This window comes from Aminipila terrae, from assembly GCF_010120715.1.
GTDB lineage: Bacteria > Bacillota > Clostridia > Peptostreptococcales > Anaerovoracaceae > Aminipila > Aminipila terrae.
Window position 1 is genome coordinate 1,830,336 of the sequence record NZ_CP047591.1, and the last position, 12,924, is coordinate 1,843,259.

The window sequence follows — 12,924 nt, forward strand, 5'->3', positions numbered from 1 at the left end:
TAAAATCAGGTGATATAGTGAATGGGAGGGATGAGTTCCGATGATTAGTATAAAAAATGGACAAATAGACTTAGCAAACTTAGAAGTCGAGGATATCATTGATATTAATATGCTGCAAAATTTTCTGGACAATTTTGCATTAGGAATGAACTGCGCAGCAGTTTCTGTAAACAGAAAGGGAGAAGAGATAACCAGACCCAGCCATTATAGAGCCTTTTGCAGTAACTATATACATACAAACCACATAGGGGATCAAAGGTGCGCCCAGTGTCATAACCAGATGGGGGAAGAAGCTGTCAAGTCAGGAAAGCCATTTGTAGGGGCTTGCCATGCGGGATTAATTGATTTTGCAGCTCCCATTATTGTAAAAGGAGAACACCTGGAACTATACTGGGAGGGCAGATTCTTGATGATGAGCCAAGTGAAAACAAGATACGCCAGGTTGCCAGAGAGATAGGGCTGGATGAGCATGGCTTATGGGAGGCGGCAGGAAGAATTGATATTGTTAAGAAAGATAATATCACTGCTGCAGCAGAGGTTTTACATATTATTGCAAATGCTTTTGCCCAGGACGGATATAAAAGAATTGAAACGGAGTTCCTGTCCACCGAGCTGGTAAACAATTTTGTGGAAATCTCCAAGACTATTGAATCGCTGGCCATATCAGCTGTCAATGTTACAACAAGCCAGCATGAACTGTCACAGGAAATACATAGTATAGACCAGGTTACCAAGGAGATTGAATCCGTTTTAAAGGATATAACCAGGGCAGCTAATAATACAAAACTAATTGGTTTTAATGCTGCAATAGAAGCAGCCAGACTGGGAAACGAAGGGAGAGGCTTTGCGGTAGTAGCTAATGAAATTCAAACACTAGCAGAAAACTCCAAAGAAACAGCGGCCCATATTGCAGAATTAAATAAACAGATAAATGGGAAACTGGATTCCACCGTACAGAATTCTGAGAAAACTCTTAGTATTACAGAGGAACAATCTGCGGCTATGGAAGAATTGTCTGCTACGGTTCAGGCTGTAACAGAACTGGCCGGAAGACTAAAAGATCTTTTTCAGATAAAATAGAATGAGAACCAAAATTGCTTTTATGGTACTTTATGTATTGATAAAACTGCATAACTGTGATAATATAGTAAAAGTAATTTTAAAAACAGTTATTCTGGCGTAGCCAGCATATAGCCGGACTGCCAGGTTGGAGGTAAAAAATGAAGAGAATACAGACTATTGAAACAAGAAATCTTGTTGATTCAGCTAAAAAAGGCGGATGCGGAGAATGCCAGACATCCTGTCAGTCAGCAAGTAAGACTTCATGCAGCGTTGCTAATCAGCAGTGCGAACAGCTAAAGAAATAAGCTAAACTTTCAAATCGCTATAGGCTGTAAAGCTTATGGCGATTTTTAACGTTATGTCCCAATTCTTTAAAAGGAGTTGCTGGCAGACTAACATATATTTATGATGAAGAAAGGATACCAAATATGGTACATACTTATAAAAGTAACGGCTATAACATAGTTTTAGATGTAAACAGCGGAGCTGTCCATTGTGTGGATGAAGTAGCATATGATATTATTGATATGCTGGCAGCAGGTGTTGACAGAAATAAAATTACGGTTGACATATTGAAAAAGTATAAGCATCTTCCAGAAGTAACAAATGCAGAGATTGAGGATGTTTTTCAGGATATAGAAGAACTTAAGAACCAGGGCAAACTGTTTTCGGAAGACATTTATGCCAGCATGTCCCATGAGTTTAAAGAACGGCAATCAGTAATTAAAGCTATTTGTCTCCATGTGGCCCATGACTGTAATTTAGCCTGCAAATACTGCTTTGCAGAAGAAGGAGAATACCAGCAGGGTCACAGAGGCCTTATGTCCTATGAAGTAGGCAAAAAAGCGCTGGACTTTCTTATTGAGAATTCTGGAACCAGAAAGAATCTGGAAGTGGATTTCTTCGGAGGGGAACCTCTGATGAACTGGGAAGTAGTTAAAAAGCTGGTAGCTTATGGTCGTGAGCAGGAAAAAATTCATAATAAAAACTTCAGATTCACCCTGACCACTAACGGGATTTTACTTGATGATGAAGTGATTGAATTTGCTAATAAGGAAATGGCAAATGTAGTTCTTAGTCTTGACGGACGTAAAGAAGTAAATGACAAGTTAAGGGTAGCAAGAAATGGCAAGGGTCATATGATGCTATTCTGCCTAAATTCCTGAAGCTGGCAGAATCCAGAAACCAGGAAAACTATTATATCCGGGGCACTTATACCCATTACAATACGGATTTTGCAAATGACATCTTACACATGGCGGATTTGGGATTTAAAGAACTTTCCATGGAACCTGTGGTTGCTTCTACTGATGCGGATTATGCATTGACTGAAGAAGATTTGCCAAAACTTTTGGCAGAGTATGACCGTCTGGCCTGTGAAATGATTAAGCGAAAACAAGAAGGCAATGGGTTTAATTTCTATCATTATACCATTGACCTGACAGGAGGACCATGTATCGTTAAGCGTGTGTCTGGATGCGGCGTAGGCACGGAATATCTGGCTGTTACCCCAGAAGGAGATTTGTATCCATGCCATCAGTTTGTAGGAGACGACCACTTCCTTTTAGGCAATGTTTTTGAAGGAATCAAGAACAGTTCTGTATGCGATGAATTTAAATCCTGTAATATTTATTCTCATGAAGAATGCAAAGACTGTTTTGCCCGAATGTACTGCAGTGGAGGCTGTGCAGCAAATGCATATCATACCACAGGAAGCATTGAGGGGGTTTATGATTTTGGATGTGAACTTCATAAAAAAAGAATTGAATGTGCTATCATGATTCAGGTTGCAGAAAGATTTGGAGAAAATTAAGATAAATCACAAAATATAAGTCAAAATGTTGTTGACATTCACAAAAAAGTGTTGCATAATAGTTTCAAATCACAATAGATTTATTTTTTAGAACTAAATAGTGAACGAAACCGATGATTAAGAAGAGTAGGTTATGAAACCAAATTTACAGAGAGCCACCGCAGGTGAGAGTGTGGTAAGGAGGACATAGCTGAATGGACTTAGGAGGGTAGGACGAAAAGCTTTGGCTGAGTAGCACCTAACGGGAGCTCCACCTGTTACAAAGGGAGTGGGTATCAGAAGCTGTACTCAGAAGAGAAGGCATACTTACCGATAGTTCCTGCTGGAAATGATATATGGATCAGAGCAGACTAGCAGTAAGAGTGTCAGGGTGGCATAACAAAAACTATAGGTTTTTGTCCCAGATAAGCAGGGACAGAAACCTTTTTTATTTGAGTTAAAAGTCCCGGGCTGATGAAAGTGTTATGAAAAACTGAGTGTATATTATTTGCCTAATCATCGAATCGTTCCAATTCACGATTAAGTGGCTAATCTTAAGACTGGATTATTGGAAGGAGAACAAAAATGAACAAAATGAAAAACATTCCCCACAGATTATACCTGACAGAAGAGCAGATGCCGAAACAATGGTACAACCTGAGAGCGGACATGAAGGAACAACCAGATCCCATTATTAACCCAGCTACGGGTAAGCCCGCCATTGTTGAAGATTTGTATCCGGTTTTTTGTGAGGAACTTGCAAAACAGGAAATGGACTCCAAGGCCAGGTATATTGACATACCTGATGAAGTGTTGGATATGTATAAAATCTACAGGCCTTCACCTCTTTGCAGAGCATATAATCTGGAAAAGGCATTAGATACACCAGCAAAAATATACTATAAGTTTGAGGGAAACAATACATCAGGAAGTCACAAGCTGAATTCAGCTATAGCACAGGCTTATTATGCAAAGGAGCAGGGAGTCACAAGTCTGACCACAGAAACTGGTGCAGGCCAGTGGGGCACAGCATTGTCAGAAGCGTGTTCCTATTTCGGGATTGACCTGAATGTGTTTATGGTAAAGGTATCCTACAATCAGAAACCTTTCAGGAAAGCAATTATGGAAACTTTCGGAGCAAAGGTTACAGCCAGCCCAAGTAATACTACAAATGCTGGCAGAGCTATTCTTGCAGAAGATCCGGAATGTGGAGGAAGTTTAGGGTGTGCCATATCTGAGGCAGTGGAAAAGGCTGTTACTGGAGAAAACTGCAGATATGTACTAGGTTCTGTCCTGAATCAGGTGCTTTTGCATCAATCCATTATAGGACTTGAAGTAAAACAGGCTATGGAGATTCTGGGTGAATATCCGGATGTAGTTATCGGATGTGCCGGAGGGGGTCCAATCTTGGGGGACTGATTGCACCGTTTATGAGAGATAAACTTACCGGAAAAGAAAATCCTGTAATTCGGGCAATCGAACCGGCTTCCTGTCCATCTTTGACAAGAGGAGTTTATGCTTACGATTTCTGTGATACAGGAAAAATAACCCCAATGGCAAAAATGTATACCTTGGGCTGTACTTTTAAACCATCGCCTAATCATGCCGGAGGGCTAAGATATCACGGAATGTCACCGATTTTGTCAAAGCTTTATCATGATGGATATATGGAAGCTGCCTCAGTGGAACAGACAAAAGTATTTGAAGCAGCAACTCTGTTTGCAAAACTGGAAACCATACTGCCTGCGCCAGAGTCAGCACATGCTATAAGGGGGCCATAGATGAGGCTCTTAGGTGTAAGGAAACAGGAGAGGCAAAAACCATTTTGTTTGGTTTGACGGGAACCGGATATTTTGATATGACAGCATATTCTGCATTTAATGAAGGAAAAATGGCAGATTATATTCCCACAGATGAAGAACTAAAACCAGGGTTTGAAGCGCTTCCTAAAATACCTGAGATATTAGAATAAACAGTTGACATTTTAGTTTCATAAGAGTATCCTTTAATAATTGGTAGGACCAATTATTAAAGGAGTACGTATGAAATATTTAAAACAATTTTCAGTAATTTTATTCATTACTTTCTTAGGAGAGATTTTAAAAACTGTAATACCATTAACTGTTCCAGCAAGTATATACGGGCTTGTGCTGATGCTCATAGCTTTGCAGACTAAACTTATTAATCTGGACCATGTTCAGGATACAGGGGCATTTCTTATAGAAATTATGCCGGTTATGTTTATCCCGGCAGCAGTGGGCCTCATGGATTCGTGGGAAATACTAAAACCCATTTGTGCGCCTATTATCCTTATCACTGTAGTGACTACTTTAATAGTAATGGTGGTAACTGGCAGAGTAACACAGTTTATAATAAACATGGAAAGGAAGAACTAGTATGAGTAATTTCTTAAATAATTCCATGTTTTTCGGAGTAGTGGTAAGTTTAATGGGTTATATGATAGGAATGTCTTTAAAAAGGAAATTAAAAAACCCTCTTCTGAATCCATTACTAATATCTGTAGTATTTGTAATACTTATATTAATTGTATGCAACGTAAAATATAACAGTTATAATGCAGGAGCCAAATATATAAGTTATTTGCTGACACCGGCTACCGTATGTCTGGCATTACCATTGTATCAGCAAAGAGAACTGCTGAAGAAAAATGCGGTGGCAATTCTAACGGGGAGTATAGCAGGAGTACTTTCTGCCTTAGGGAGCGTTTTCCTTTTGGCGAAAATATTTAACCTGAATCATCAGGAATATGTCACTTTACTTCCTAAATCCATAACCACGGCCATAGGCATGGGCATTTCGAATGAACTGGGAGGAATCGTAACCATCACCGTGGCAGTTATCATTCTTACGGGGATTCTGGGAAATATGACAGGGGAATGGGTATGCAGAATTTTCAGGATTAAACATCCTGTGGCAAAAGGGCTTGCACTGGGAACAGCGGCTCATGCCATAGGAACTGTAAAAGCTATGGAAATGGGTGAAGTGGAAGGTGCTATCAGCAGTTTAGCCATAGCCGTGGCGGGACTTCTTACGGTGGTCGGCGCAGCAGTATTTTCGTATTTGATGTAGTGGGGTGAGAAAGATGATAATTACCATAGGGAGAGAATATGGAAGCGGCGGTCATGATATTGGTGAAATGCTTGCTGAAAAACTAGGTATCATACTGTATGACAAAGATAATCTGGCACAGAAAGCAAAGGCTTTGGGATGTTATGATGAAGTACAGTCTTTTTATGAAGAAGAACCAGCCAACAGTCTTCTTTATGCTATATCTAAAGGGGAAGCGTCTCAAAACATGGGACAAAAACCTTTTAAGCATATAAAAGAAATGGTTGGAGATCAGTCCTGCATCATCATAGGGAGATGTGCCAATGTGATTTTTAGGAATGAGGAAGAGCATATAAGTGTCTTTATTCATGCAGATATTGAAAAAAGAGTAAAAAGAATCGCGGCGGCCAATGATATAAGTGAAAAAAAAGCGCAACTATTAATCCGTGAAACAGATAAAAGAAGAGCAGAATTCCATAACCAATATACTGGTGAAAACTGGGGAGATTCAAGAGGATACCAATTGTCAGCAGACAGTGGTATGATAGGTATAGATCAGACAGTTGAATTGATATGTGATTATATCAATGCCAGAAAGCGGTGGAAATGTGGAAATCAGAGAATATAAAAAGGTAATTGAATATGTTAAAGATGAGATCAGACAGGGGCGGATACGATTGGAGGATAAACTTCCTGCAGAAAGAATCATGGCGGAAACACTTGATATGAGCAGGAACTCTGTAAGAGAGGCCCTGAGAACCATGGAGAATATGGGCATACTGGAAAGCAGGCAGGGATCAGGAAATTATCTCACAGGAAACTTAAATAAAATGTTTGCCGAATCCATAGGGATGATGCTTTTATTAAAGCAGATAACCTATGATGAAGTGAATAGTCTCAGACGTGCCATAGAGAGAGAATCTTATTTGCAGGCTATTACAAACATTTCTCAAAATCAGATAGAGCAGCTGGTGAAAATTCTTGAGACTATGAAGCGGTCTGAAATTGATGAAATGGTGCAAAAAGATAAGGAATTTCATTATCTGATTATTAGTGCTTCCGGAAATAATCTGGTCATTAACATAATGGAAGCACTGGAAGAAATCTATACAGAGTCCGTAGAACATATGCTGAAGACCACAACGGATGAAATAAGAGGCAAGCTTATTCTTTCTCATGAGAAAATGCTTGAATGTATTGTTAAAAAAGATGAGGCCAAGGGTAGACAGGCAGTTGACCAGCATTATGACATTATTGAATCCTGGTATAAGAAAATGTAATCAGAGGTGTTAAAACTGAATATGTGAAAAATATAAACAGTGGCTGTTGCAAAATGACTGATATTTTGCAGCAGCCACTGTTTTATGCTAATTAGGATGATTAGACAGCCAAATTCACACCACTTAATTCCCAATAGGAGAGTGAAAAACATAAGAGAATAAGTTTTTGCTCTTATAATTATAAAAAACAAAATCTACGGTAGCATTTTGGGGAAAAACTACCGTATTTTATGAAAGTTGAAACTTCGTGGTAGCCATTTCGATAAAAAACCTAACAATGTGTCAAAACTAATGGGTAAGGATGCAAAAAGCTACCGGGATTCAAGTAAAAATGATAATCACGGTAGCAACAAATGATTATATGATTTAACTTGTCTGCCTAGACCAGAGCATATCATTTTGCAATAGCCCCTTTCTGTGAAAAAATCGAACATAAGAAAAAAGGTGCAAAGCGATTGTTCGTGTTTTTAAGAACTTTTTTTAAAACAATTAAGGTATTTCTTGTGTTGGTTAAAAAAATATGCTAATGTTTAAGCATAAAGAACAAATAGAAATAAAAAATACGAACAATAATGTCGGAAAAACTGATTATTATACGGGGAAAGGAAAACGGATATGGTAAAACGTATATTTGTTGAAAAAAAGAAAGGATTTGACGTTGAAGCTCAGGGACTGAAGGAAGACATAAAAAGGAACCTTCATCTTGAGGGATTAACGAACGTTCGAATTTTAAACCGATATCATATAGACGGAATAGACGAAAACACTTATGAGGCTTCAAAATACACGGTTTTTGCGGAGCCAGCCATAGATTACGTATATGAAGAAGAGTTGCCGGCAGACTTAGGAAAAAATATATTTGCCATAGAATTCCTGCCAGGCCAGTATGACCAAAGGGCTGATTCAGCAGCCCAGTGTATTAAAATGATGAATGCACAGGTTCAGCCAATTGTGAAGTTCGCCAGAATCATCGTTTTAGAAGGAGATATAACGGACAAGCAACTGGAATCTGTTAAACATTATTGCATAAACCCTGTTGATTCACAGGAAGCTTCTATGGAAAAACCTGAAACCCTTGATATGGAAAGCCTTATTCCTGAAGATGTAGCTGTAATAGATGGGTTTGTTGAAATGACGGAAGAAAAACTTGAAGCCTTCAGAAAAGATAAGGGTTTTGCCATGAGCGCAAAGGACATCCTTTTTATTCAGAAATACTTTGAAGAAGACGAAAAACGAAATCCCACCATTACAGAATTAAAAGTTATTGATACCTACTGGTCTGATCATTGCAGACACACTACTTTTATGACGAAACTGACCGATATTCAGTTTGAAGCTGGTAAATATACAAGACTGATTGAAAAAACTTTTGATGAATATCTTGCCATGAGAGATGAAGTTTATGGGGAAAGAGCCCGCAAATCTTCAGAAGAAGGCGGAAAAGATATCTGTCTCATGGATATTGCCTGCATAGGTGCAAAGTACCTGAAGAAAGAGGGGCTGGTCAATGACCTTGACGAATCAGAAGAAATTAATGCCTGCAGTATAAAGGTAAAGGCAGAAATAGACGGGAAAGAAGAAGACTGGCTTGTGATGTTTAAAAATGAAACACATAACCATCCAACAGAAATAGAACCTTTTGGTGGAGCAGCTACCTGTCTGGGTGGAGCAATCCGGGACCCGCTTTCAGGAAGGGTATACGTTTATCAGGCCATGAGAGTTACCGGTTCTGCAGATCCAAGAAAGCCAATAGAACAAACATTACCTGGTAAACTCCCTCAAAGAAAAATTACACAGGGTGCTGCTGCAGGGTACAGTTCTTATGGGAATCAAATAGGACTGGCTACAGGACAGGTCTCAGAGATTTATGATGAAGGATACGTGGCAAAACGTATGGAAGTAGGTGCGGTAATAGGAGCGGCTCCTGCATCCCACGTAAGAAGAGAAACACCTTTGGAAAGTGATGTGATTATACTTGTAGGGGGAAGAACCGGAAGAGACGGATGTGGAGGTGCCACAGGCTCTTCTAAAGAGCACACAGAGGAATCTATTTTAAACTGTGGAGCAGAAGTTCAGAAAGGGAACCCACCAGTTGAACGAAATATTCAAAGAATGTTCCGAAGGAAAGAAGTTGCTACATTAATTAAACGATGCAATGATTTCGGGGCAGGTGGTGTTTCAGTAGCTATCGGGGAGCTGGCTGACAGTCTGGATGTAAATCTGGATCTGGTGTTAAAAAAATACGAAGGCCTTGATGGAACGGAACTGGCTATCTCTGAATCACAGGAAAGAATGGCAGTGGTGGTTTCAAAAGAAGATGCAGACAGATTTATTACTTATGCCCAAGAGGAAAACCTTGAAGCAGTAGCTGTGGCAAAAGTTACAGATACAGGGCGCTTCAGAATGTTCTGGCGGGAAAAGTGCATTTTAGATTTAAGCAGAGCTTTTTTAAATACAAACGGTGCAACTCAGGAAGCAAACGTCTTTGTAAAAGAAAATAAAGATATTTTAGAAATAGACAAAGAAAACATTAATGACCTTGACCAGTACCTGGGTGACTTAAACTGTTGCAGCCAGAAGGGGCTGATTGAACGTTTTGACAGTACAATCGGAGCGTCAACGGTGTTGATGCCTTTAGGAGGAAAATACCAGCTTTCTCCTGCAGCGGGCATGGCCTGTAAACTGCCAGTTACTAAAGGAGAGACCACAACCTCCACACTCATGTCGTATGGGTTCGACCCGGAGATTGCTAAACGGTCCCCATACCACGGGGCCTTATATGCAGTAATTGATTCCGTGACAAAGATTGTTGCCATGGGGGAGATTATAAAAAAGTCAGACTCACTTTCCAGGAGTATTTTGAAAGAATGACTGAAAATCCTGAAAGCTGGAGTAAACCATTTATGGCATTGCTGGGAGCACTGAAAGTTCAGAAGGAACTGGGTATCCCTGCTATTGGAGGTAAGGATAGTATGTCTGGGACATTTATGGATATTAATGTTCCCCCTACTCTGGTATCCTTTGCAGTAGCAGTTGCAGATGCATCGGAGGTTATATCCACAGAATTTAAAGGAACAGACAGTAAACTGGTGTACCTTACAACAGATCGGAATGAAGATAAAATCATAGATTTTCAAATGTATAGAAAAAATATGTCCAGGGTTCGCGAGTTAGCGGCCGCAGGTGAGATTCTTGCCGCAAATACTGTGGGGAAAGGTGGTATTTTCATTTCCACAGTAAAGATGGCAGTGGGAAATAAAATTGGTGCGGTTCTTGAACATATCAGTAAAAAAGAACTTCAGGAACGGGACTATGGAGCACTAATTCTGGAAATAGACAAAGCTGCTGATGTAGATGAAATGTTCAAAGGGCTTAGATATAAGGTTATTGGACATACTGACAGAAGAGAGAGCTTGGTTATCACCATTACAGAGGAAGAGAAGAATTGCCCTTCCCAAACTATGGAAATGAATCTGGATGATATTATCAGTAAATGGAGTAAACCTCTGGAAAATGTTTTTCCAGTAAGAACTTCTGATTTTAAGGATAGGTTGGATGAGACAGAAGTTCCGGCCATTTCATATATAACCAGAACAAGGACAGCACCGGGTGTTAAGATTGCAAAGCCGAGAGTACTGATTCCTGCTTTTCCAGGAACAAACTGTGAAATGGACTCCAAAAGGGCTTTTGAGAGAGCAGGAGCCCAGGCGGATATTCATATCATGAGAAATATGTCCCAGGCACAGCTAATTGATTCTATTAAAGAACTGGAAGAGAAAATAAAAGAAAGTCAGATTATTTTTATCCCTGGAGGCTTTTCAGGGGGAGATGAACCAGACGGCTCAGCCAAGTTTATTACTGCAGTATTTAGAAATCCTAGTGTAAGAGAGGCAGTTACTAATCTGATGGATAACAGAGATGGTCTGATGCTGGGTATTTGCAACGGATTCCAGGCGCTGATAAAATTAGGACTTGTCCCTTATGGAAGGATTACGGAAATGGACGAGCATGCACCTACCCTTACCTATAACAAAATAGGCCGTCATGTATCCGGTCTGGTGAATACAAGGATTGCTTCTAACAAATCCCCTTGGCTTGCAGGGGTGGAAAACGGAGATATTCATACCATTGCAGTTTCTCACGGAGAAGGCAGATTTATAGCAGATAAAGACTTAATTGAAAAACTCATTGAAAGCGGACAGATTGCCACTCAGTACGTTGATTTTGCTGGGAAACCATCAATGGATATCCGATACAATCCAAACTATTCAGCTTATGCCATTGAGGGGATTACTTCTCCGGATGGCAGGATATTTGGAAAGATGGGACATTCAGAAAGAATGGGACAATATGTATATAAAAATGTTGAAGGTAACAAGGATCAGAAAATCTTTGAATCCGGAGTTAAATATTTTAAATAGGAGGGCTTAACAAATGAAGGTTGCAATAGTAATGGGCAGTAAATCAGACTACCCGGTAGTTCAGAAAGCAGAAGATTTGTTAAAAGAGTTTGGGGTGGAGTGTGAAACCAGAATTATTTCTGCTCACAGAACCCCAAGAGTGGCAGAAGAATTTGCCAGCACCGCAGAGGAAAAAGGAATTGAAGTGATTATAGCAGCAGCTGGAAAAGCAGCACATCTGGCAGGAGTACTGGCGGCTACCACACCACTTCCGGTGATAGGAATTCCTATGAAATCAAGTACTATGGACGGCTTGGATTCCCTGTTATCCGTTGTGCAGATGCCTAAAGGAGTGCCCGTTGCAACCGTAGCTATTGACGGTGCAGAAAATTCAGCACTTCTGGCAATCCAGATGCTAAGTATTAAATATCCTGAGTTGAGACAAAAAATAAAAGATTATAAAGTAAAAATGGAAAAAGATATCATAGCATTAGATGCAGAATTTAACAAATAAACAGATTAATTTCAAAAATAAATACAAATAAGAAGAATTTATTTAGGAGGAAGAAGTAATGAAAAAGTTAGAAATGCTATATGAAGGAAAAGCAAAGAGAGTATACAAAACTGATGATGCTAAAATGTTTATTGTAGATTACAAAGACGATGCAACTGCCTTTAACGGACTTAAAAAGGGCCAGATTGCAGGCAAAGGTGTTGTAAACAATACAATGGCTAATATTATTTTTAAAATGCTTGAGGAAAAAGGCATACCTACCCATCTGGTAGAACAGTTGAGCGAGAGAGAAACTTTAGTAAAGGCAGTGAAAATTCTTCCTCTGGAAGTAATCATCCGAAACGTATCAGCAGGTTCATTTTCAAAAAGATACGGAGTAGAAGAAGGTATTGTTTTCAAACAGCCCGTTTTGGAATTTTCATATAAGAATGATGACCTGGGAGACCCGCTTATTAATGATGACCACATTCTTGCACTGGAACTAGCAACGGAAGAGCAGCTTTCCGATGTAAAAAAATATGCCTATGCAGTAAATGAAGCGTTAAAGGAGTTTTTCCTTGAAAGAGAGTTAAAGCTTATTGATTTTAAGATTGAATTTGGTTTATACGATGGTAAAGTAATTCTTGCTGATGAAATTTCTCCGGATACATGCAGACTGTGGGATGTAAACACAAATGAGAAAATGGATAAGGACAGGTTTAGAAGAGATCTTGGAAATGTGGAAGAAACCTATCAGGAGGTATTCAACAGGGTACAGAAATAGAATGGAAGCCTCTGCTGAAAAGCTTTTGAATTATTTGTAGATTA

General features: G+C 39.5%; 15 protein-coding genes and 1 pseudogene. All 16 read left to right on the forward strand.

Going from position 1 to position 12,924, the window contains the following annotated elements; genetic code table 11:
• Positions 1–145 precede the first annotated feature (145 nt).
• A pseudogene (locus tag Ami3637_RS08755) lies at positions 146–519 on the forward strand (PocR ligand-binding domain-containing protein); the annotation flags it as partial.
• A gap of 108 nt (positions 520–627) precedes the next feature.
• Entirely contained in the window at positions 628–1,080 is a 453-nt protein-coding gene (locus tag Ami3637_RS08765; RefSeq protein WP_162362238.1) for a methyl-accepting chemotaxis protein, read from the forward strand.
• A gap of 140 nt (positions 1,081–1,220) precedes the next feature.
• Positions 1,221–1,367, forward strand: a complete 147-nt coding sequence (gene scfA, locus Ami3637_RS08770) for a six-cysteine ranthipeptide SCIFF (RefSeq protein ID WP_128746578.1) — start codon at positions 1,221–1,223, stop codon at positions 1,365–1,367.
• Between the two features lie 123 nt (positions 1,368–1,490).
• Positions 1,491–2,228, forward strand: coding sequence for a radical SAM protein (locus Ami3637_RS18505; RefSeq protein ID WP_330586546.1), 738 nt, complete (start codon positions 1,491–1,493; stop codon positions 2,226–2,228).
• 89 nt (positions 2,229–2,317) lie between these two features.
• On the forward strand, positions 2,318–2,875 hold the full coding sequence (locus tag Ami3637_RS18510; RefSeq protein WP_330586548.1) for an SPASM domain-containing protein: 558 nt from the start codon (positions 2,318–2,320) through the stop codon (positions 2,873–2,875).
• Positions 2,876–3,439: 564 nt separating this feature from the next.
• Entirely contained in the window at positions 3,440–4,273 is an 834-nt protein-coding gene (locus Ami3637_RS18515; protein WP_330586549.1) for a TrpB-like pyridoxal phosphate-dependent enzyme, read from the forward strand.
• Positions 4,274–4,284: 11 nt separating this feature from the next.
• On the forward strand, positions 4,285–4,635 hold the full coding sequence (locus Ami3637_RS18520) for a hypothetical protein (protein ID WP_330586550.1): 351 nt from the start codon (positions 4,285–4,287) through the stop codon (positions 4,633–4,635).
• A 53-nt stretch (positions 4,636–4,688) separates the two neighbouring features.
• On the forward strand, positions 4,689–4,826 hold the full coding sequence (locus Ami3637_RS18525; RefSeq protein ID WP_330586551.1) for a hypothetical protein: 138 nt from the start codon (positions 4,689–4,691) through the stop codon (positions 4,824–4,826).
• A 70-nt stretch (positions 4,827–4,896) separates the two neighbouring features.
• On the forward strand, positions 4,897–5,250 hold the full coding sequence (locus Ami3637_RS08785) for a CidA/LrgA family protein (RefSeq protein WP_162362239.1): 354 nt from the start codon (positions 4,897–4,899) through the stop codon (positions 5,248–5,250).
• A 1-nt stretch (position 5,251) separates the two neighbouring features.
• Positions 5,252–5,944, forward strand: coding sequence for an LrgB family protein (locus Ami3637_RS08790; protein ID WP_162362240.1), 693 nt, complete (start codon positions 5,252–5,254; stop codon positions 5,942–5,944).
• A 13-nt stretch (positions 5,945–5,957) separates the two neighbouring features.
• Complete coding sequence (locus tag Ami3637_RS08795) at positions 5,958–6,551, forward strand: cytidylate kinase-like family protein (RefSeq protein ID WP_243157973.1); 594 nt, start codon at positions 5,958–5,960, stop codon at positions 6,549–6,551.
• Positions 6,511–7,203 carry a FadR/GntR family transcriptional regulator gene (locus tag Ami3637_RS08800; protein WP_162362242.1) on the forward strand — a complete coding sequence of 231 codons (693 nt, stop codon included), beginning with the start codon at positions 6,511–6,513 and terminating at the stop codon, positions 7,201–7,203. The genes Ami3637_RS08795 and Ami3637_RS08800 overlap by 41 nt, the downstream gene beginning before the upstream one ends.
• 615 nt (positions 7,204–7,818) lie before the next feature.
• Positions 7,819–10,074, forward strand: coding sequence for a phosphoribosylformylglycinamidine synthase (locus tag Ami3637_RS18530; RefSeq protein ID WP_330586552.1), 2,256 nt, complete (start codon positions 7,819–7,821; stop codon positions 10,072–10,074).
• Positions 10,071–11,624 carry a phosphoribosylformylglycinamidine synthase subunit PurQ gene (locus Ami3637_RS18535; protein WP_330586553.1) on the forward strand — a complete coding sequence of 518 codons (1,554 nt, stop codon included), beginning with the start codon at positions 10,071–10,073 and terminating at the stop codon, positions 11,622–11,624. The genes Ami3637_RS18530 and Ami3637_RS18535 overlap by 4 nt, the downstream gene beginning before the upstream one ends.
• 13 nt (positions 11,625–11,637) lie before the next feature.
• Positions 11,638–12,117, forward strand: coding sequence for a 5-(carboxyamino)imidazole ribonucleotide mutase (purE, locus tag Ami3637_RS08810; RefSeq protein ID WP_162362243.1), 480 nt, complete (start codon positions 11,638–11,640; stop codon positions 12,115–12,117).
• Between the two features lie 58 nt (positions 12,118–12,175).
• On the forward strand, positions 12,176–12,880 hold the full coding sequence (gene purC, locus Ami3637_RS08815; protein WP_162362244.1) for a phosphoribosylaminoimidazolesuccinocarboxamide synthase: 705 nt from the start codon (positions 12,176–12,178) through the stop codon (positions 12,878–12,880).
• Positions 12,881–12,924 lie beyond the last annotated feature (44 nt).